The sequence below is a fragment of the Caulobacter sp. genome, from assembly GCF_965279145.1.
Taxonomy (GTDB): domain Bacteria; phylum Pseudomonadota; class Alphaproteobacteria; order Caulobacterales; family Caulobacteraceae; genus Caulobacter.
The window spans coordinates 1,214,642-1,235,372 of record NZ_OZ257139.1 but is presented as its reverse complement, the minus strand read 5'-3'; the positions used below and the strand labels follow the sequence as shown (position 1 = coordinate 1,235,372).

The 20,731-nt window shown below is 68.0% G+C and carries 17 protein-coding genes and 1 tRNA gene; 13 read left to right on the top strand and 5 right to left on the bottom strand.

The features are described 5' to 3' along the window. Nucleotides 1-198: 198 nt before the first annotated feature. The 9 genes from ACQY9P_RS05730 to ACQY9P_RS05690 all read left to right on the top strand — a co-directional run bounded on the left by ACQY9P_RS05730 (nt 199) and on the right by ACQY9P_RS05690 (nt 14,435). Nucleotides 199-3,006, top strand: coding sequence for a TonB-dependent receptor plug domain-containing protein (locus ACQY9P_RS05730; RefSeq protein ID WP_421736227.1), 2,808 nt, complete (start codon nt 199-201; stop codon nt 3,004-3,006). Nucleotides 3,007-3,154: 148 nt separating this feature from the next. After that, nucleotides 3,155-4,993 carry an acetyl-CoA hydrolase/transferase C-terminal domain-containing protein gene (locus tag ACQY9P_RS05725; protein ID WP_421736228.1) on the top strand — a complete coding sequence of 613 codons (1,839 nt, stop codon included), beginning with the start codon at nt 3,155-3,157 and terminating at the stop codon, nt 4,991-4,993. 190 nt (nt 4,994-5,183) lie between these two features. Then, nucleotides 5,184-6,266, top strand: coding sequence for a methyl-accepting chemotaxis protein (locus ACQY9P_RS05720; protein WP_421736229.1), 1,083 nt, complete (start codon nt 5,184-5,186; stop codon nt 6,264-6,266). Nucleotides 6,267-6,394: 128 nt separating this feature from the next. Continuing rightward, nucleotides 6,395-6,538 (top strand): potassium-transporting ATPase subunit F, encoded by a 144-nt coding sequence (locus ACQY9P_RS05715; protein WP_421736230.1) that lies wholly within the window; start codon nt 6,395-6,397, stop codon nt 6,536-6,538. 28 nt (nt 6,539-6,566) lie between these two features. Then, entirely contained in the window at nt 6,567-8,273 is a 1,707-nt protein-coding gene (gene kdpA, locus ACQY9P_RS05710) for a potassium-transporting ATPase subunit KdpA (RefSeq protein ID WP_421736231.1), read from the top strand. A 32-nt stretch (nt 8,274-8,305) separates the two neighbouring features. Then, nucleotides 8,306-10,372, top strand: a complete 2,067-nt coding sequence (gene kdpB, locus ACQY9P_RS05705) for a potassium-transporting ATPase subunit KdpB (protein ID WP_421736232.1) — start codon at nt 8,306-8,308, stop codon at nt 10,370-10,372. Nucleotides 10,373-10,469: 97 nt separating this feature from the next. After that, nucleotides 10,470-11,045 carry a potassium-transporting ATPase subunit KdpC gene (kdpC, locus tag ACQY9P_RS05700; protein WP_421736233.1) on the top strand — a complete coding sequence of 192 codons (576 nt, stop codon included), beginning with the start codon at nt 10,470-10,472 and terminating at the stop codon, nt 11,043-11,045. A 7-nt stretch (nt 11,046-11,052) separates the two neighbouring features. Next, a complete protein-coding gene (locus tag ACQY9P_RS05695) occupies nt 11,053-13,752 on the top strand; it encodes a DUF4118 domain-containing protein (protein ID WP_421736234.1) in 2,700 nt (899 codons plus the stop codon). Further along, nucleotides 13,749-14,435 carry a response regulator gene (locus ACQY9P_RS05690; RefSeq protein ID WP_421736235.1) on the top strand — a complete coding sequence of 229 codons (687 nt, stop codon included), beginning with the start codon at nt 13,749-13,751 and terminating at the stop codon, nt 14,433-14,435. Before ACQY9P_RS05695 ends, ACQY9P_RS05690 begins: the two co-directional genes overlap by 4 nt. Before the next feature lie 14 nt (nt 14,436-14,449). Here ACQY9P_RS05690 and ACQY9P_RS05685 read toward each other — a convergent pair. The 3 genes from ACQY9P_RS05685 to ACQY9P_RS05675 form a co-directional block, all read right to left on the bottom strand. Continuing rightward, nucleotides 14,450-14,526, bottom strand: a tRNA-Arg gene (locus tag ACQY9P_RS05685). A gap of 71 nt (nt 14,527-14,597) precedes the next feature. Further along, nucleotides 14,598-15,935 (bottom strand): NCS2 family permease, encoded by a 1,338-nt coding sequence (locus ACQY9P_RS05680; protein WP_421736236.1) that lies wholly within the window; start codon nt 15,933-15,935, stop codon nt 14,598-14,600. Between the two features lie 64 nt (nt 15,936-15,999). Beyond that, nucleotides 16,000-16,962: an ABC transporter ATP-binding protein gene (locus ACQY9P_RS05675; protein WP_421736237.1), complete on the bottom strand. Its 963-nt coding sequence runs from the start codon at nt 16,960-16,962 to the stop codon at nt 16,000-16,002. 173 nt (nt 16,963-17,135) lie between these two features. On the opposite strand from ACQY9P_RS05675, the gene ACQY9P_RS05670 reads away from it, so the two are divergent. The 4 genes from ACQY9P_RS05670 (at nt 17,136) to ACQY9P_RS05655 (ending at nt 19,608) form a co-directional block, all read left to right on the top strand. After that, nucleotides 17,136-17,429 carry a zinc-finger domain-containing protein gene (locus tag ACQY9P_RS05670; RefSeq protein WP_421736238.1) on the top strand — a complete coding sequence of 98 codons (294 nt, stop codon included), beginning with the start codon at nt 17,136-17,138 and terminating at the stop codon, nt 17,427-17,429. A gap of 84 nt (nt 17,430-17,513) precedes the next feature. Further along, nucleotides 17,514-17,861 (top strand): acyl-CoA thioesterase, encoded by a 348-nt coding sequence (locus ACQY9P_RS05665; RefSeq protein ID WP_421738250.1) that lies wholly within the window; start codon nt 17,514-17,516, stop codon nt 17,859-17,861. A gap of 823 nt (nt 17,862-18,684) precedes the next feature. Continuing rightward, the gene (locus tag ACQY9P_RS05660) at nt 18,685-19,305 is read left to right on the top strand and encodes a hypothetical protein (protein WP_421736239.1); all 621 of its coding nucleotides are present in this window, start codon (nt 18,685-18,687) and stop codon (nt 19,303-19,305) included. Nucleotides 19,306-19,311: 6 nt separating this feature from the next. After that, nucleotides 19,312-19,608: a winged helix-turn-helix domain-containing protein gene (locus ACQY9P_RS05655; RefSeq protein ID WP_421736240.1), complete on the top strand. Its 297-nt coding sequence runs from the start codon at nt 19,312-19,314 to the stop codon at nt 19,606-19,608. A 165-nt stretch (nt 19,609-19,773) separates the two neighbouring features. Here ACQY9P_RS05655 and ACQY9P_RS05650 read toward each other — a convergent pair whose 3' ends face one another. Together ACQY9P_RS05650 and ACQY9P_RS05645 are read right to left on the bottom strand one after the other, a co-directional pair. Next, a complete protein-coding gene (locus tag ACQY9P_RS05650; RefSeq protein WP_421736241.1) occupies nt 19,774-20,277 on the bottom strand; it encodes a hypothetical protein in 504 nt (167 codons plus the stop codon). Between the two features lie 84 nt (nt 20,278-20,361). Then, complete coding sequence (locus ACQY9P_RS05645; RefSeq protein WP_421736242.1) at nt 20,362-20,691, bottom strand: DUF3892 domain-containing protein; 330 nt, start codon at nt 20,689-20,691, stop codon at nt 20,362-20,364. Nucleotides 20,692-20,731 lie beyond the last annotated feature (40 nt).

Sequence of the window (20,731 nt, the reverse complement as noted above, 5' to 3'; positions counted from 1 at the left end):
CCGCGCCGACGCCACCGATCCGGGCTCTGTGCATCAAAGCTGCACGCGGAACACATTGTGTCCATCAAATCTGACAATTTGATCTTTTCAGCTTTCAATTTGTGCGAAATGCAATCCAACATGAAGCGGTCTGGGGGTGCAACCCGGCGTCCGGCTTGTCCACGGGAATGGATGCGCCGCCAAAATGAGGGGACAATGATGAAAATGCATCTGCTGAGGGCCAGCGCCCTTGCCGGCGCGGCGGGCCTGATGATCACGGGTCAGGCGCTTGCGCAGTCCACCCCGCAGACCGACGAGAACGCGGTCGAGGCCCTGGTCGTCACCGGGTCGCGCATTCCCCGGATCGCCACTGAGGGGCCGGCCCCGGTCACCGTCATCACCAGTGAGAGCATCAAGGCCGCCGGCTTCAACAGCGTGCCTGACGTGCTGCGCAGTCTCACCCAGAACGCCGGCGAGACCCAGACCCAGCAGTCGTCCAGCGGCGCCGACTGGACGCCCGGCGCCCAGCAGGTCGACCTGCGCGGCCTGGGTCCCAACCACACGCTGGTGCTGGTCAACGGTCGCCGCATCGCCGACTTCCCCCTGCCGTTCAACGGCAAGAGCGCCTTCACCGACACCTCCTCCATCCCGCTGGGCATGATCGACCGCATCGAGGTGCTGAGCGGCAGCGCCTCGGCCGTCTATGGCTCGGACGCGATTTCGGGCGTGGTGAACTTCAATCTGAAGAAGAAGGCCGACGGCACGATCGTCGATGTCACCTTCGGCGGTCTCGAGCACGGCGGCGCCAGCAGCCAGCGCGTCAATGTCTCCAGCGGCTTTTCGCAGGGTGACTTCGACCTCGTCATTGGCGGCGAGTTCGTCAACCAGAAGCCGCTCTGGGCCTATGACCGCGATATTCAGGACAGCACCAAGGACGCCCCTACGGCCCGCGCCCGCATCGCGCGCCGCGACTTCCTCCGCATCGATCCCGACGCAGAGGAATATGTCGATCCAGGCAAGGCCACCTGCGCCAGCCTCGGCAAGTTGAATGGCGGTTCCGTGGAGTACGCCAGCCGGCCGCGCTGGGGAGCCTATGACGATGCTCTGGACGACTATGGCCCCGGTTACTACTGCGGCAGCTACAGCTCGATCGGCTACGGCACCATCATCAGCGAACGCAAGAGCGCCAATGTCGTCGCCTCGCTGACCTACGCCAAGACCGATGACCTGTCGTTCTTCGCCGACATCTCCGCCGGCTATAGCCGCACGCGCCAGTTCCAGGATGTGCTGAACTGGGAATACCAGGACGCCAACGGCAGCGAAGACGGCATTTTCTACAACCAGTTCACGGGCGCGCTGGATCTGTGGCACCGCAACTTCACGCCCGAGGAGATGGGTGGCCTGAGCAAGGGTTACATCAAGAACGTCTCGCGCACCTTCAGCATCACCCCGGGCGTCAAGGGCTCGCTGGGCGGCGGCTGGGACTATGAGGCCTTCTATAATTTCAGCCAGTACAAGTCGTCGATCAGCTGGCCCAAGGTCGTGACCTCGAAGGCCACGGCCCTGTTCTTGGGCGCGCAGCGCGGCGTCGATGACGACAGCGGCTACCCGATCTTCAACGCCGATCCGGCCCGCCTCTACAGGCCTCTGACCGTGGCCGAGTTCGACTCGATCACCGCCCGCACCACCTACAAGCCGGTGGCCCGTCAGCAGGGCGTCTCGTTCCAGGTCAACAAGGCCGACCTGTTCACCCTGCCGGCCGGTCCGGTCGGCTTCGCGGCCGTCGCCGAGCTGGGCAAGCAGTCCTACAAGCTGGGCCTCGATCCGCTGGCCACCCAGAACTATTACTACGGTCTGCGTGACGCCGACGGCGATGGCTCCCGCAAGCGCTGGGGCGCTGGCTACGAGTTCCGCGCGCCACTGCTCAAGAGTCTCGAGCTCAGCACCGCCGGCCGTTACGACGGCTACAAATACGGCGGCAACACCATCGACAAGTTCACCTATAACGGCGGGCTTGAGTGGCGTCCGGTCAAGACGCTGCTGGTGCGCGGCGCCTATGGCACCGGCTTCCGGGCTCCCGACCTGCACTATGTATTCGCCAAGGAAGGCATCAGCCACCCCTCGGGCACGGACTATTATCGTTGCCGCAGCGAGGAGCCGAATGAAGACATCGGCGACTGCAGCTATGCCGGTGAGGGTCTGGTCAAGGTTCGCCTGGGCAACGCCAAGCTGAAGCCGGAAACCTCCAAGTCGCTGAACTATGGCGCGGTGTGGTCACCGGTTCGCAACTTCGACATCTCGGTCGACTACTTCCGCGTTCAGCTCGACAACGCCGTACTCGACATGAGCCTGGACAGCGTGCTGCGCCAGGAGGCCGACTGCCGGCTGGGCAAGACCAGCGCCGGTACGGCGGTCAGCGCGTCGTCGCCAACCTGTGTCGACGCCCTGGCCCGCGTGACCCGCAACTCGCTGACTGCGGCGATCAATCCGGGCGCCATCGCGACCGTGACGATCAATCCGATCAATGTCGCCACTGAAAAGACCAGCGGCGTTGACGTGGCCGCCCACTATCGCTGGCCGACCGAAAGCTTTGGAACGTTCAATTTCGGCCTGACCCACACCTGGGTGCACAATCACACCAGCCGTCAGTATCCGGGTGATCCGATCGAGAACCAGCTGGCCTATGACAGTGGGTACGACATCCCGCGCTCCAAGAGCACCGGCTCGATCAACTGGACCCTGAATCGCCTGACCCTGGGCGTGCATGGCCAGCGCCTGGATCGCCTGCCCAACTACGCCGAGGATGGCTGGATCAAGGAGAGCTATCTCTACAACGCCACCATCCAGTACGACCTGAACGACACCACCCGGATCAGCCTGGCGGTCGACAACCTGCTGGACAAAGGGCCGCAGCGCGATCCGACCTATTCGAGCTATCCCTACTATGACACCTCTTGGTTCGACTCGACCGGGCGCAGCTACTACCTGCAGCTGACCCACAAGTTCGGCGGCGCTGGAGGGCTTTAGGGCCGGCGACCAAGCGGCGCTTCCATCAGCCGCCCTGGCGCACCGCGCCGGGGCGGCTGCGATGTCCCTTGCCGGGGCGTTGGCGCGCCGCGGGTCGGCGGAACGAACGCGAGGCTAGGCGCGACCAGCGCTTCAAGCCGGTGACGGGATGGTCCAAACTGGCGAGATGACCGCCAACTTCACCGACCCCGACCTCCTGGCTCAGGCCATCATCGACAAGGTCGGCCGAAAGGTCGTGCTGGGCCTGCCGCTTGGGCTGGGCAAGGCAAACCACGTGGCCAACGCCCTGTTCGCGCGGGCCATGGCCGATCCGTCGATCCATCTGCACGTGTTCTCGGCCCTGACCCTGGAGCCGCCTCGACCGAAGTCGGACCTGGAGGCGCGGTTCCTGGGGCCGATCATCGCGCGGACCATGGGCGGCTATCCGGCCCTGGCCTATGCCGAGGTCCAGCGCCGTGACGCCCTGCCGGGCAATATCCAGGTCGATGAGTTCTTCTTCCAGGCCGGCACGCGGCTGGGCGTCGAGAGCGCTCAGCGCAGCTACATTTCGGCCAACTACACCCATGCCGCGCGCTATCTGATGGATCGCGGGGTGAACGTTCTGGCCCAGCTGGTGGCGCGGGAGGGGGATCGTTACAGCCTCTCCTGCAACACCGACATCACCCTCGACCTGCTGGCGGCGCGCAAGGCGGGCAGGGCGGACTTCCTGCTGGTCGGCCAGGTCAATGACGAGTTGCCGTTCATGCCCGGCGACGGCGATCTGCCGAGGGAAGCCTTCAGCCACGTGCTCGACGGCGAGGCTGTGCAGTTCCCGTTGTTTGCCCCGCCCAAGGAGCCGGTCAGCGAGGCCCACTACGCCATCGGTTTTCATGCCGCCAGTCTCGTGCCCGACGGCGGCACCCTGCAGATGGGGATCGGCTCGATCAGCGACGCCGTGGCGCAGGCGCTGATCGTCCGCCACCGCCACACCGGCGCTTTCCGCGAGACCCTGGAGCGGCTGTCACCCGGCGCCGCGCCTCGCCACGTTGAGCCTTTCGAGCACGGCCTCTACGCCGCCACCGAGATGTTCGTCGATTGCCTGCTCGATCTCTGGAAGGCGGGCGTGCTGAAGCGCGAGATCGAGGGCGCGGTGCTGCATGGCGGCTTCTTCCTGGGCCCGCGGGCCTTCTATACGGCGTTGCGCGAGATGCCGCGCGAGGACCGCGCCAAATTCCAGATGAAGGCCATTTCTGGCATCAACGAGCTCTACGGAGACGAAGACGCCAAGCGCGCCGCGCGGGTCGGCGGGCGCTTCATCAATACCGCGATGATGGTCACGCTGCTGGGCGCGGTGGTCTCCGATGGGCTGGAAGATGGCCGCGTGGTCAGCGGGGTCGGCGGCCAGTACAATTTCGTCGCCCAGGCCTTCGCTCTCGACGACGCCCAGTCGGTCATCACGCTGGACGCCGTGCGGGGCGCCGGCCCGAAGGCGGCGTCGAACGTGCTGTGGTCCTATGGCCACGGCACCATACCCCGCCACCTGCGGGATATCGTCATCACGGAATATGGCGTCGCCGACCTTCGCGGCCGCACCGACCGCGACGTCATCGCGGCTCTGCTGAATGTCACGGATACCCGCTTTCAGGGACCGCTGCTCGACACCGCCAAGGCCGCCGGCAAGATCGAGCGCGACTATGCGATCCCGGCCGCCTTCCGCGACAACACGCCCGAACGTGTCTCCGCCGCGCTCGCTTCGGTCAAGGCGGCCGGCCTGACGCCCGCATTGCCGTTCGGCTCGGACTTCGACAGTCAGGAACTTGCCCTGCTTCCCGTCCTGGGCCGCCTGAAGGCCGCGCAAGCCGATCCGTCAGCGATGGTCGCCCTGGCCTGGAAGGGTCTGCGCGGCGATCCGCTTGTGAGCGGTCTCCGCCGCCTGGGTCTGGATCGACCCAGAACCCCGCGCGAATACCTGACCGCCCTCGTCGTTCGAGGCGCGGCGACGCCCTAGGCGCTGAAGGCAAAATGCCAGCTTTTCGAGCGCTCAAGGCCTAAAATACCGCCGTTACGCCAGACTTTTTTCGCCTGACGGCTGAAAGGAATTGATCTGCGGCTGAGGGTGAGATGTGCGCGTGACGCGAGCGTCATTTTGCGCGAGCCTTCACTGATTCGGTTCAGTATTTGCGTGAGGCTCGCCTAGGTTGGAACAAGACGCCAGTCTGCGTCCGGAACGGATTCTGGACCTGTCCGAGCGCCTGAGCACGGTAGCCGGGGAAAAGATCGGTGAGATCGCCCGCGTGAACCGCGCGGCCAAGATGCTTTCGATCAACGCCCTGATCGTCGCGGCGCGCGCCGGCGAGGCCGGCAAGGGCTTCGCCATCGTCGCTGAAGAGTTCAAGAAGATCTCCACCGAGATCGACGCCGTGGCCGCCGCTCTGGAAAGCCAGGTGCGCGCCGACCTCGACGAGCTGACCGCGATCGGCGGGGCGATCCTGGGTCACATGCGTGGTCAGCGCCTGGCCGACCTCGCGCTGAACGCCATCGAGATCGTCGACCGCAATCTTTATGAGCGCACCTGCGACGTCCGCTGGTGGGCCACCGATTCGGCCGTGGTCGCCTGTGTCGACGACGCCTCGCCTGACAGCGCTCGTCATGCCTCCCAGCGGCTGGGCGTGATCCTGGACGCCTACACCGTCTATCTTGATCTGTGGATCTGCGACGCCCGGGGCAAGGTGGTGGCGACGGGGCGTCCCGATCGCTACCCCGGCGCTCGCAATATCTCGGTGGCCGACGCCCCCTGGTTCCGCGACGCCATGAAGACCGCCACGGGCGACGACTTCATCGCCTGTGACATCGAGCGGGTGAAGGCGCTGAATGAGGCCCCCGTCGCCACCTACGCCACCGCCATTCGCGACGGCGGTCTGAGCAACGGCAAGGTGCTGGGCGTGCTGGGCGTGCATTTCGACTGGAAGCCGCAGGCCCAGGCCGTGGTCGACGGCGTGCGCCTGACCACCGAGGAGCGCGGCCGTTCGCGGGTGATGCTGCTGGACCAGAAGGGCCGCGTCCTGGCCGCTTCGGACGGTCGCGGCGTGCTGACCGAGACCTTCCCGCTCAACACCTCGGAAGGCGCGATGGGCAGCTATGCCGAGGGCGACCTTACCGTCGGCTACGCCCTGACCCCGGGCTACGAGACCTACAAGGGTCTGGGATGGTACGGCTGCCTGGTTCAGACCAAGGAGTCGGTCACGTTGGCGCCGCCGATGGCCAAGTCCGCCGCCGCCTGATCCTTATGCGGCCCTTATGCGCGGGGCTTGTCTTCCCCGGCGCATCCTGACGCCCTTGAGGCGCATCCCTCCGGTCCAGTTTCACCGGAGGCGCCCCATGGCGGATCTCATCTTCATCGCGCTGGGACTTGGGAGCTTCGCGCTCCTGGGCCTCTATGCGCGTCTGCTGCGCAAGGTGTGAGCCGATGCTTCTCACCTTGCTCTACGCCGCCGCCGCGATCGGCCTGGGCGTCTACATGGTCGCGGCCCTGATCCGCCCCGACCGCTTCTGATTTCCTCGAGACAACAAGGAGACCTCGCATGGACTGGCGGGGCTGGGCCGAGATCGTGTTCACGATCGGCCTGACGGTTTTGCTGAGCGTTCCGCTCGGCCTCTATCTCGCGCGGGTCTGGACCGGTGAACGGACCTGGCTCGATCCCATTCTCAAGCCCGTCGAGGCGTTCGCCTATGCGGCGTTCGGCGTCGATCGCGCCAAGGGCCAGACCTGGCTGAGCTATGCGGCCAGTGTTCTGGCCTTCAGCGCCGCCGGCTTCCTGCTGCTCTATGCTATCCTGCGCCTGCAGGGCGTGCTGCCGTTCAACCCGCAGGGCTTTGGCGGCCTGTCGCCGCATCTGGCGTTCAACACCGCCGTCAGCTTCGTGACGAACACCAACTGGCAGTCCTACGTCCCTGAAGCGACGGTCTCGACCTTCACCCAGATGGCGGGCCTCACGACCCACAACTTCGTCTCGGCCGCCGCCGGCCTGGCCATCGCCGCCGCCGTCGCGCGGGCCTTCGCCGCCAATCGCGGCCAGGACCTGGGCAATTTCTGGGTCGATGTCACCCGCATCAGCCTCTACGTCCTGCTGCCCGTCGCCATCCTCGGGGCCCTGGCCCTGGTCGCCCTGGGCGTGCCGCAGAGCCTGGCCGCGAACGCTCAGGCCGTCACGGTCGAGGGCGGCGCCCAGACCCTGGCCCTGTTCCCGGTGGCCAGCCAGGAGATCATCAAGCAGTTCGGCACCAACGGCGGCGGGATCTTCAACGCCAACTCCGCTCATCCGTTCGAGAACCCCAACGCCTGGACCAATCTGATCGAGACGGTCGGGATGAACGTCCTCAGCCTGGCCTGTGTCATCGCTTTCGGCCGGGTCGCCATGGCCCGCAAGGAAGCCAAGGCGCTCGTCGCGGCCATGGTCATCCTGGTCGGGGCCGGAGCCGGCGCGATCTACGCCGCCGAGACCCTGACGCCGCAACCGGCGATGCAGGCCGCCGGCGTCGCCAGCGGTCCGAACATGGAAGGCAAGGAGACCCGCTTCGGCGCGGCGTCGACCGCTGTGTTCGCCGCCTTCACGACCGGCGCCTCGGACGGCGGCGTCAACGGGATGCACGGCAGCTTCACGCCCCTGGGCGGTGGTGTGGCCCTTTTCCTGATCCAGCTGGGCGAGATCCTGCCCGGCGGTGTCGGCTCGGGCCTCTACGGCATGGTGATCATGGCCCTCTTGGCCGTGTTCGTCGCCGGGCTGATGGTCGGTCGCACGCCTGAGTATCTGGGCAAGAAGATCGAGGCCCGGGAGATCAAGTACGCCATGCTGGCGGTGCTGATCCTCCCGATCGCGATCCTGGGCTTCTCGGCCGTGGCCGCCGTGCTGCCGGTGGCGCTGCAGGGCCTGCTGAACCATGGACCGCATGGCCTGACAGAGATCGTCTACGCCTACTCGTCGGCGGCCGGTAACAACGGCTCGGCCTTCGCGGGCCTCACCGCCAACGCGCCTTGGTGGAACACCAGCCTGGCCCTCTGCATGATCCTGGGCCGCTTCGCCTACATCGTGCCGGTGATGGCGATGGCCGGATCTCTGGCCGCCAAGCCGAAGCTAGCGCCCACGGCGGGCACACTGCCGACCCATGGCGGCCTGTTCATCGGCCTGCTGATCGGCGTGATTCTGATCCTGGGCGGCCTGCAATTCTTCCCCGCGCTCGCGCTGGGCCCGATCGTCGAGCACTTCCAGGTGCTGGCGGCGGCGCGCTGAGCTTCATGACTCCTCATTCAAGGACGACCTCCATGTCTTCCGCATCCGCCGCCTCGGTCGGCGAGCAGACCAAGTCCAGCCTCGGCGCCGGCCTGACCGCCCCGGTCATCGCCCGCGCGGTCAAGGACGCCTTCGTCAAGCTGGATCCGCGCAAGCTGGTCGGCAATCCGGTGATCCTGGCCACCGAGGTGGTCGCCGTTCTGGCCACCGTCTCGGCGGCCGTCGCGATCGGCTCGGGCCAGCCCGCCGCCTTCGCCATCCAGATCGCCCTGTGGCTCTGGGCCACGGTGCTGTTCGCCAACCTGGCCGAGAGCGTCGCCGAAGGGCGCGGCAAGGCGGCGGCCGACAGCCTGCGCGCGGCCCGCACTGACACCAAGGCCAAGCTGCTGATCGATCCGACGACCGGAACCTGGATTCCGACACCGGCCCACAAGCTGGGCCTGGGCGAGATCATCCTGGTCGAGGCCGGAGACGTGGTCCCCGCCGACGGCGAGATCATCGAAGGCGTCGCCAGCGTCAACGAGGCGGCCATCACCGGCGAAAGCGCTCCGGTGATCCGCGAGAGCGGCGGCGACCGCTCGGCCGTCACGGGCGGCACCACCGTGGTTTCCGACTGGATCAAGGTGCGGGTGACTTCGCAGCCCGGCTCGTCGTTCCTTGACCGCATGATCGCCATGGTCGAGGGCGCCGACCGTCGCAAGACGCCCAACGAACTCGCCCTGGCCGTGCTGCTGGCCGGCCTGACCCTGGTGTTCCTGATCGCCGTCGTCACCCTGCTGGGCCTGGGCGCCTATTCGGGCGTGAAACTGGACCCGATGGTGCTGGGCGCGCTGTTCGTCTGCCTGATCCCGACCACGATCGGCGGCCTACTGTCGGCCGTCGGCATCGCCGGCATGGACCGGCTGATGAAGCACAATGTGCTGGCCACCTCGGGCCGCGCGGTCGAGGCGGCGGGCGACATCGACACCCTGCTGCTGGACAAGACGGGCACCATCACCTTTGGCGCCCGCATGGCCACCGAGGTGATCCCGGCCCCCGGCATCCGCGCCGATACGGCAATGCGGGCCGCGCTGAACGCCTCCCTGGCCGACGAGACGCCGGAAGGCCGTTCGATCGTCGACCTGGCCCGCCAGGCGGGACTGACGGCCGAGATCCCCGAGGGGGCCGCCGTGATCCCGTTCTCGGCCGTCACCCGTCAGTCGGGTCTCGACACCGGCAAGGACAGCTGGCGCAAGGGCGCGGTCGACGCGGTGGTCCGCTCGCAGGGCCTGACTGACGCCGATACGCCGGCCGAGTTTCGCCAGGCGGTTGACCGCATCGCCCGTTCCGGCGGCACGCCCCTGGCGGTCAGCGAGAATGGCGCCCTGGTCGGCGTCATCCACCTGAAGGACGTGGTCAAGCCGAACGTCAAGGCGCGCTTCGCCGAACTGCGACTGATGGGGGTGCGCACCGTGATGATCACCGGGGACAACCCGGTGACGGCCGCCGCCATCGCCTCGGAGGCCGGTGTCGACGACTTTCTGGCCGAGGCGACGCCCGAGGACAAGCTGCGGCTGATCCGCGCCGAGCAGGCCAAGGGACGGCTGGTGGCCATGTGCGGGGACGGCGCCAATGACGCCCCGGCCCTGGCTCAGGCCGATGTCGGTGTGGCGATGCAGACCGGCGCCCAGGCCGCCCGCGAGGCCGGCAACATGGTCGATCTCGACAGCGATCCGACCAAGGTTCTGGAGATCGTCGAGGTCGGCAAGCAGATGCTGATCACGCGCGGCGCCCTGACCACCTTCTCGATCGCCAACGATGTGGCCAAGTACTTCGCCATTATCCCGGCCCTGTTCGTGGCGGCCCTGCCGGCCTTGGGCGGCATGAACGTCATGCGGCTGCACAGCCCGCAGAGCGCGATCCTGTCGGCGGTGATCTTCAACGCCCTGGTCATCGCGGCCCTGATCCCGCTGGCCCTGCGCGGCGTGCGCTATCGGGCCGTCGGCGCCGCCAGGCTGCTGTCACGCAACCTGCTGGTCTACGGCCTGGGCGGGGTGGTCGCGCCGTTCGTCGGCATCAAGCTGATCGACCTGCTGGTCTCCGCCCTCGGTCTGGCCTGAGGCCATGAAGGACCTCATCGCCTCCCTGACCATGATCGCCATCGTCGTCGCCTGCGCCTGTCTGGGCGCGGCCTGATCTGTCCAAAGGACAAGCGCCATGCTTTCCCACCTTCGTCCCGCCATCGTCTCGACCCTGTTCTTCACCGTGCTGTTGGGACTGGCCTATCCCCTGGCCGTCACCGGCGCGGCGGGCGCCCTGTTCCCGGCCCAGGCCTCGGGCTCGCTGATCCGCTCGGGCGGCAAGGTCGTCGGCTCGAACCTGATCGGCCAGGCCTTCACCGGCGACGCCTATCTGCATCCGCGCCCGTCAGCGGCCGGCAAGGGCTATGACGCGGCCGCCTCGTCGGGCTCGAACTATGGTCCGCTGAACCCGGACTATGCCGCCCGGGTCAAGACCGACGCCGACGCCCTGCGCGCCGCCGGCCCAGGCGCCATCCCGGTCGACGCGGTCACCGCCTCCGGCTCGGGCCTGGATCCCGATGTTTCGCCCGCCTACGCCCAGCGTCAGGCGGCCCGCATCGCCGCCGCGCGAAAGCTGGCCCCAGGCCGCGTGGAAGCGGTCATCGCCGCCCAGACCCGTGGTCCGACGCTGGGTTTTCTTGGCCAGAGCCGGGTCAATGTGCTCAAGGTCAACCTCGCCCTCGACGCCCTGAACCGCGAGGCCCGGTCCTGAGTTTGCGATGACGCCAGACGAACCGCCCCGCCCTGATCCCGACGCCCTGCTCGCCGCGACCGGCCGCCCCGGTCGCGGACGGCTCAAGGTGTTCCTGGGCATGGCTCCGGGCGTGGGCAAGACCTTCGAGATGCTCAGCGCCGCCCGCAAGCTGCAAGCTTCGGGCGGCGAGGTGCTGGTCGGCGTGGTTGAGACCCACGGCCGCGCCGAGACCGAGAGTCTCCTTGAGGATCTGGAGGTTCTGCCCCGCGCTCCGCTGGAGCATAACGATCGCACCTATCTGGAATTCGATCTCGATGGAGCCCTGCGGCGCAAGCCCGGCCTGCTTCTGGTCGACGAGTACGCTCACTCCAACGCGCCGGGCTCGCGCCATCCCAAGCGCTGGCAGGACGTCGAGGAGCTGCTGGCGGCCGGCATCGATGTCTGGACCACGCTGAACGTCCAGCATCTGGAAAGCCTGGTCGATGTGGTGCTGCGGATCACCGGGGCCCGCCAGCGCGAAACCGTGCCTGACAGCGCCCTGTCGCGGGCCGACGAGATCGAACTGATCGACATCACGCCGTCGGAGCTTCGCCAGCGGCTGGCCGAGGGCAAGGTCTATGTGCCCGAGACAGCGCGGCTGGCGGCCGACAACTTCTTCAAGCCCGAAAATCTGACGGCCCTGCGCGAGCTGGCCCTGCGCCGCGCCGCCCAGACGGTGGACGATCAGCTCAACCAGGCCATGAAGCGGGCCGGGGTCGAGGGGCCCTGGGCGGCGGGTGAGCGCATCCTGGTCCTGATCGGTCCCGACGCCATGGCCGCTTCCCTGGTGCGGGCCGGCCGGCGGTTGTCGGACATGATGATGGACGCCCCCTGGACGGTCGCCCATGTCGAGCGCCCCAGCGGCTCCGCCGCGGGCGATCCCCAGCGCGGCGTGCGCCTGAACGAGGCCTTGAAGCTGGCCGAGCAGTTGGGCGCGGCGACCGTGGTGCTCAATGACGATGATCTCGTCGCCGGGGCCCTGGGTTTCGCACGCCGCAACAACGTCACCCAGATCGTCCTGGGCCGGTCCAGACATGCGGGCTGGCGCGGTCTGCTCCGCCCCTCTCTCGCCCCCGCCCTGCTGAAGGCCTCGACCGGGGTGGCGCTGCACATCATCACCGAGGGCCCGACAACGGCCGAGCCTGTCGTCGCTCGCAGCCCGTCGTCGCGCGCCGTCAACTGGCGCGGACATCTGGCCGCGACGCTGCTGGTCGCGCTGGCTGGGGCGCTGTCCATGGTGATCGACCAGCGGGTCGAGAACGCCAATCTGGCGATGATCTTCCTGCTCAGCGTACTCGTCAGCGGGCTGGCGTTCGGCTTCTGGCCGGCCGTGCTGGCCGCGACCCTGGCCGCCTTCTTCTACAATTTCTTCTTTCTGGAGCCCCGGCTGACGATCTGGATCGGCCATCCGGCCGATGTCCTGACCTTCGTGGTGTTCTTCGCCGTGGCCCTGACCACGGGGTGGCTGACGGGCCGTGTGCGCGACCAGGCCCGGGCGACGGCCCGGCGGGCCTCGGCCGTCACCGCGCTGCTGGCCGCCAGTCGTCGCCTGTCGGGCGCGGCCCGCAAGGAGACGGCCGCCGAGGCCCTGGCCGAACAGCTGGCTGCCGCCACCGGCGGCGCGGCCGTCGTTCTGCTGCCCGCCGCCGACGGCGAGATCGCCACGGCCGCCAGCGCGCCGAAGCTTGCCCTGCTCTCGACCGCCGACATGGCCGCCGCCCGCTGGGCGTGGGAGCGGGGCGAGCCGGCCGGCGCGGGCACTGGCACCCTGCCCAACGCCGCCTGGACCTTCCGGCCGCTGCAGGGGGTGAAGGCGCGCTCGGGCGTCGCGGGCCTCGACCCAAAGGCCCTGGCGGCCGAGGAAGACGAGCGCTTCGCCGCCGCCCTGCTGGACCAGGGCGCCGTCGCCCTGGAGCGCGCCGAGTTCGCGGACCAGGCCGCCGACGCCGAGGCCCTGCGCCGGTCCGACCGCCTGCGCTCGGCCCTGCTCAACTCGGTCAGCCACGACCTGCGCACGCCGTTGTCGACGGTGCTGGGCGCTGCGACGACGCTGATCGACTTCGGCAAGTCGCTGCAGCCCAAGGTTCGCGCCGACCTTCTGCTGTCGATCCGCGAGGAGGCCGAGCGGCTCAATCGCTATGTCGGAGACCTGCTGGACATGACGCGGCTGGAGGGCGGGGCCCTGGTCAGTCGTCGCGACTGGATCGACGTCCGCGACGTGCTGGCCGCCGCCATCGAGCGGGTCGAGCGTCGCCTCGGCGCGCGGGATCTGTCGCGCGACTATCCGGCATCGTTGTCGATGGTGCGGGCCGATGGGTCTTTGCTGGAGCAGGCGATCGTCAACATCCTGGAGAACGCCATCGCCTACAGCCCTGACGGCTCGCGCATCGAGGTCGCCGCCTACGAGGATCGCGGCAATGTCGTGCTGTCGATCGAGGACGAGGGCAGGGGCATCCCCACCGCCGAGCTGGAGCGGGTGTTCGAGCGCTTCCGCCGCATGGAGGAGGCCAGCGACCGCAAGGGCGAGCGCGGCAAGGGTTCGGGCCTGGGCCTGGCGATCGCCAAGGGCTTCGTCGAGGCCATGGGTGGCCGAATCGCCGCCGCCAGCCCGATCCATGATGGACGCGGCACGCGGATCCTGATCAGCCTGCGCAAGGACACGCCCACCCCTGGACACATGCTTTGACCGCCTGGCGCCCCCGCATCCTCGTCATCGACGATGAACCCCAGATCCACCGCTTCCTGGGCCCGGCCCTCGACGCCGCCGGCTATGAGTGCGTGCGGGCCGACGACGGCACGTCGGGCCTGCGCGAAATCGCCCGCAAGGCCCCCGACGCGGTGGTGCTCGACCTGGGCCTGCCCGACATGGACGGCCGCGAGGTGCTGGCCAGGGCGCGGGCCTTCTATGAGGGGCCGATCCTGATCCTGTCGGCCCGCGACCGCGAGACCGAGAAGATCGACGCGCTCGACGCCGGGGCCGATGACTATGTCGAAAAGCCCTTCGGGGTCGGCGAACTGCTGGCCCGGCTACGGGTGGCCCTGCGCCATCGGCTTAAGCAGGACGGCGCCGAACCGGTCCTGACCTCGGGCGCGGTGACGGTTGATCTGCTGAACCGCCGCATCACCCGGGGCCAGGCGCCGGTCCGCCTGTCGCCCAAGGAGTATGACCTGCTGGCCTGCCTGGCGCGGGGCGGCGGCAAGGTGATGACTCACAAGCAGATCCTGACCGCTGTGTGGGGGCCGGCCCATGAGCATGACGTGCAGTACCTGCGGGTCTTCGTCGGCCAGCTGCGTCAGAAGCTGGAGGACGATCCGGCCGCGCCCAGGATCATCGTGACCGAGCCGGGCGTCGGCTACCGGTTCGTCTAGCGATGTGAGGAGTCTGGCGCACTCGACAGGATTCGAACCTGTGACCTCTGCCTTCGGAGGGCAGCGCTCTATCCAGCTGAGCTACGAGTGCGTCCGCCTTGCGGGGAACGGCGTCTTAGCCGAAAGGCGGGGCGGGCGCAAACGGCCTCTTGCGTGGCTCTCCTATTCTTGTCCGAGGTAGATGAAGCGGGCGATGAACAGGGCGGCCAGCAGGTAGAGCAGCCAGTCGGCGGGGCGGGCCTGGCCGCGAACCAGCTTCAGCGCCGCGTAGCTGGTGATGCCGAAGGCCAGGCCGTTGGCGATCGAGAAGGTCAGCGGGATGGTGATCACCGTCAGGAAGGCCGGAATGGCCACGCCGGGCTCTTCCCAGTCCACCTCCTTCAGCGCCCCGATCATCATCGCCCCGACCAGGATCAGGGCCGGGGCGGTGGCCGCCGCTGGGATGGCCTGAACCAGGGGCGCGAAGAACAGGGTGGCCAGGAACAGCAGTCCCACGATCACCGCCGTCAGGCCCGTGCGGCCGCCGGCCTGCACGCCCGAGGCGCTCTCGATATAGCTGACCACGGTGCTGGTGCCGGCCATCGAGCCGGCGATGGTGGCCACCGAGTCGGCCATCAGGATGCGGTTCAGGCGCGGGATCGAACCGTCCGGCGCCACCAGGCCGGCCTTCTTGGTGACGGCCACCAGGGTGCCGACATTGTCGAACAGGTCCACGAACAGGAAGACGAAGACGATCTCGGCCAGGGTCATGGCCATCGCCACGCCGCCCTTTCCGCCGCCAAGGTTCAGGGCGGCCGGGATGTCGAGCTTGAAGGCGGTCGCCGACAGCTCGGCCAGGCTGTAGCCGCCCGGCGCGATCTTGGTCAGGCCCATGAACCAGCCGGCGACGGCCACCGCCAGGATGCCGATCAGGATCGCCCCCTTCACCCGCCAGACCATCAGCGCGCCGATGATCAGCAGGCCCAGGATCGCCAGGACGGCGGTCGGCTTGGTCAGGTCGCCCAGGGCCACGGTGGTGGCGGGGTTGGCGACGATGATGCCGGCTTCCTTCAGCCCGATGAAGGCGATGAACAGGCCCACCCCCGCCGCGACGGCCGAGAACAGCGGCCGGGGAATGGCCCCGACGATCAGCTGCCGGATCCCGGCCACGGTCAGCACCAGGAAGGCGACGCCCGACAGGAACACGCAGCCCAGGGCCGTCTGCCAGGGCACGCCCATGCCGATCACGACGGTGTAGGTGAAATAGGCGTTGAGCCCCATGCCCGGGGCCAGGGCGATGGGATAGTTGGCGATCAGCCCCATCAGGATGCAGCCGATCCCCGCCGCCAGGCAGGTGGCGGCGGCCACGGCGGCCACGGGCATTCCCGCCTCGCCCAGGATCGTCGGGTTGACGATGACGATATAGGCCATCGTCAGGAAGGTGGTGAACCCGGCCAGCGCCTCGGTGCGCAGGCTGGTGCCCTGGGCCTTCAGCCCGAACTGCTTTTCCAGGAAACTCATCAACGCACCCCCAACTTGAGCGGTGGAGTTTGTCCAAGCGCTTCGGGAACGCAAGCGCTCCTGGTCAGTCCTTGGTCGGATCGGCCGCGTTCGGGTCGCCATAGGTCAGGGAGACGAAGACATCCTCCAGATCCGGGTCTTCGGTGGCGATGTCCTTGATCAGCATGCCGCTGGCCCGCACCGCCGCCAGCACCTGCTCGACGCTGGACTGGCCGGTGCGATAGCTGACCGCGAAGGCCCCGCCGGCCCGGATTTTCGTCTCGAAGCCGGCCAGGACCGGAGCCGCCGTCACCGGCTGTTCCGGCGTGACCACCACATTGCGGCTGTCCATGCGCTTGAGCAGCATCGAGGTCGGCTCGCAGGCGACGACCTCGCCCCGATTGACGATGGCGATCTGGTCGCACAGCTCCTGGGCCTCTTCCAGGTAGTGGGTGGTCAGCACGATGGTGACGCCCTGGTCGTGCAGGCCCTTCACATAGCTCCACAGCTGGCGGCGCAGTTCCACGTCTACGCCGGCGGTCGGCTCGTCGAGGATCAGCACCGGCGGCTGGTGGACCATGGCCTTGGCCACCATCAGGCGACGCTTCATACCGCCCGACAGCTGGCGCACATAGGCGTTAGCCTTGTCGGACAGACCCAGGGCGTTGAGCAGTTCGTCGGTCCGCCGCTCGTTCTTGGGCACGCCGTACATGCCGGCCTGGACGTCCAGTGATTCGCGCGGGGTGAAGAAGACGTCGGTGGCCAGTTCCTGCGGCACCACGCCGATGGCGGCGCGGGCGTCGCGCGGGCGCTGGTCGATATCGCGGCCCCAGATCCGCACCGTGCCGCTGGTCTTGCGGGTCAGGCCGGCCAGGATGTTGATGAAGGTCGACTTGCCGGCGCCATTGGGCCCCAGCAGGCCAAAGATCGAGCCGCGTGGCACCTTCAGGTCGATGCCGTTCAGCGCGCGTTTCTCGGGGGAGGTCTTGGTGGCGGCGTAGGTCTTGAACAGGCCTTCGGCTTCGATGGCGTAGGCGGGCAGATCCATGGAACGTCCAGACAGGTCCCGAACGGGACGAAGGGGCCAAAGCAGGTCCCGCAAGGGACGTTAGAACACGCAAGGCGCGCGGCTTGAATTGACGGCGGCGCGACAGGTCGCATAGGTATGCCTGCATCGCCGCCACGCCAAGGCCGCGTCCAGACTTCAAGGGTTTTTCGAACATGGCGCGCAAGGCCAAGACCGTCACCGCCACCGCTCCGACCGCCATGGACGTCACCGTCACGGCCATCGGCGCCGGTCCCGCGCCGGAAACCATCATGGTGCGTTCGCACCGCATCGCCTGCGACGGCGTCGGCGGGGCCCTGGGCCATCCGCGCGTCTGGCTGGAACTGGGCGCGGCCGGCTTCGTCGACTGCCCCTATTGCGACCGCCGCTTCGTGGCGACCACGGCCGCCGGCCATGACGAGGACGAGCGTCTGGCCCCGGGGGTCTATGAAGGCTCCGGCGGCCACTAGGTCGTGAACGACATCCCGCCCTCGCGCCGCGCCGAGACCCTGGCCGAGGCCTGGGCGGCGGCGGAATGGCCGCATGAAGCGCCGGTGCTGCGCGCCATCGCCATGCCCTCCGACACCAATCCCGAAGGCGACATCTTCGGCGGCTGGCTGCTGTCGCAGATGGACCTGGCGGCGGCCTCGATCGCCTTCCACCGCGCGGCGGGCCGCTGCGCCACCATCGCCATCGACGGCATGACCTTCATCAGCCCGGTCTTTGTCGGCGACGAGGTCAGCCTGTTCGCCAAGGTCGTGCATACCGGTCGCACCTCGCTGAAGGTCGGGGTCGAGGCCTGGCGTCGCCGCCGCGACGGCGAGCAGGCCCACAAGGTCACCGAGGGCATGTTCACCTTCGTGGCCATCGACGAGCACCGCAAACCGAGACCTCTGCCCTAAGGGCGGCGTCTTCATCTTCCCCCGCCGGGGGAGGAGCGCCGAAGGCGCGGAGGGGGCCAGTCTGGCGGACACGGCGTTGCAGCCTCACGCGAAATCTCGCTGAGTGATGGAAAGGGTCGCGGAGCGTCCGGACCACGTCCGGATGTGAGTTAGAGATTACCGTTTCGACGAAGACCGACGCTCCGCGTGATCGTTCTGGCGAAAGCGCTTCCGGCCCGGCGGTGTTATCGCCTCGCCCTCGACGCCTCCGACGGGCAGGGGGAGAGCGACTCCCACCTGGACCGCGAGGCCTTTCAGCCCGCCTGTTGCTCGCTCGACCCTCGAAGCCACGTCGTTTTAGTTTTCCACGGCCGACCGCCGCCAGAGAACAACGAGGTTGACGGCCCGGAGCGCAAAGCGCTCCTCCCGCCATCGATTGAGCTGCCCGCTCGATCACACCCCGCCGCCGCCATGGTCGCTGGCCTTGCGCCCTTTCCTCGCGACGAGGTGAGATGATTATGCGGCAGGTTTGAACGCGGCTGCGTCGATTGTCTGGATGCTCGCGTCGGTCCTCCCCCTAGCGGGGGAGGTGTCGGCGAAGCCGACGGAGGGGGAAGTCCTGCAGACTCAATGCGGTCTTCCCCCACCGGCCTCCGGCCGCCTCCCCCTTCAGGGGGAGGATCTGGGGCGTCGATCCCCGTGCCCATCCGTGGACAGCGCGATCCCGATCCCCGTGCTCGATACAAAAACAAGTTTACAAAATAAACCTGTCTGCGCTAACTCATCCTGCGAGCCGCCAGGGCGAGGGCTCGTCCGCGCCAGACGCCCGAGGGGGACCCTCCCGATGACCGCCAAGACCCAATCGGCCCAGGACGACCTGGCCTATATGCGCACCGTGGTGGAGCAGGGCGGCCGCCCGCGCATGGCCGGGGCGCTGATCTACATGGCCGCCGGCCTGATCTATGGAGCCGAGACCCTGGTGCACTGGGGGCAGTCCATCAACCTGATCCAGCTGTCGGAGTCGGCGACCTTGGCCTTCGTGGCCGGCTGCACCCTGCTGTTCGTGCTGGTGATGGTGGTGCTGATCGTCCGGGACAAGACCAAGGGCGTCGGCGCCGGCACGGGCTCGCGCGCACTGAACGCCGCCTTCGGGGGCGCGGGCCTGGCCAATATCGCGCTGATGGCGATCTTCGGCGTCAACGCCTGGCGCCAGCACGATTTCATGATCTGGATGCTCTATCCGTGTGTGGTCTTCGCCCTGCAGGGGGCGGCCTGGTACGTGGCCTTCATGCTGCGCTGGAAGATCTGGATGCTGACGGTCTCGCTGGGCTGTCTGACGACGTCGGTGGTGATGGGCCTGGTGATCGGAACGCCGACGTTCAACCTGGTGGCGGCCCTGGCCTGCTTCGCCTGGCTGGCCGTGCCCGGCGCGATCATGGCGCGCGACGCCCGCCGCGAGGTTTGAGCCGCCATGGGCGCCTTTGACATCGGCGGCATCGACGAGGTGATCCACGGCCGCCTGCGCCTGGGCATCATGGCCTATCTGGCCGACGTCGAGGTCGCCGACTTCACCGAATTGAAGACCGTGCTCGACGCCACCCAGGGCAATCTGTCGATCCATCTGCGCAAGCTGGAGGAGGCCGGCTATGTGTCGATCGACAAGAGCTTCCTGGGCCGCAAGCCCCTGACCCGCGCGCGGATGACCGAGGCCGGCCGCGTGGCCTTCGCGGCCTATATCGCCGCGATCGGCAAGCTGGTGGCGGGCTAGGGCGAGTTTGCTTCAGATTGAATCACGCATCCAAATTTCCCGTCTTCCCGGCGAAGGCCGGGACCTAGATGAAACCCACGAGACGCTCCGGATGAATCTGGGCCCCGGCCTTCGCCGGGGAGACGGGGATTTGGGGTGGTCGCTTCGATGGAAGCCAACCGCGTCCTAGGCCCAGGCGGGCGCCCACGCCGCAGGCCAGGCGCCCTCGCCGTCATCGCCCTTGGCGGGCGGTGAGCCGGGCCGGGGCGAGCGGCGTCGGCGGCCGCGACCGGCCCGCCGGGGCGTCCGCGGGATCCGCGACGCCAGGGATCGGGCCCAGGTCCGGGCTGACCGGGCGAGGTCTTGAAGGGCGCGCAGGCGGGCGGTGGCGGCGATCATCGCGGCGGCGGCGAAGATATCCAGGAAGGTCGCGACATCGAAGGCCGCGAGCCAGGCCAGGCCCTCCGGCAGGGCCATGCCCAGCAGGCGCAGGCCCTCTGTCTCGAACAGAGCCGCGACCAGGACGCTCATCCCGATCAAGGCCAGCGCGATCAGCAGGTGGCCGGGTGTCAGGCGCGACAGCGTCCTGGCCGGCGCTTCGACCAGCAGGCGCCGCAGGGTCTTTCCGGTCGGCGTGTCAGGAAAGATCATCATCACGGCCAGGGCCGCGCACAGGATCAGGACCAGCATGCAGGACTCCAGCCAGACAGGGCTGGCTGGTCCTAACTGGGCGCCGGATCACGGCTTATCAAGGCGGGTCGCCCCGCCCACAGGTCAGGCGGTGGCCTGATCCGTCAGGGCCGGCGCGGCGGTCTCTTCCTCGGCCGGGAAATCCGGCAGGGTCAGAAGGTCGTGCGGTTCGTTGCGGTCGTTGGCGGTCTTCAGATAGCGGCAGCCGGTGCGGCTGGTCAGGGCCTCGACCTTCACCTCGACGCCGTCGCGCATCACGAAGAAGCGCCACTTGCCGTTGTCGACCAGCTTGATGGCGTCCTTGATCGTCAGCTTCCAGGGATTGGCTACGCCGCCGCCGATATGGGTGATCCGCTCATAGGTGCTGTGACGACCGTTTTGAGCGGCCCAAATGATTTCGGCGCGTTTTGTCATGTTACTTTCTGGGTCCGCGCGAAATGCGCGGCCACGCGAT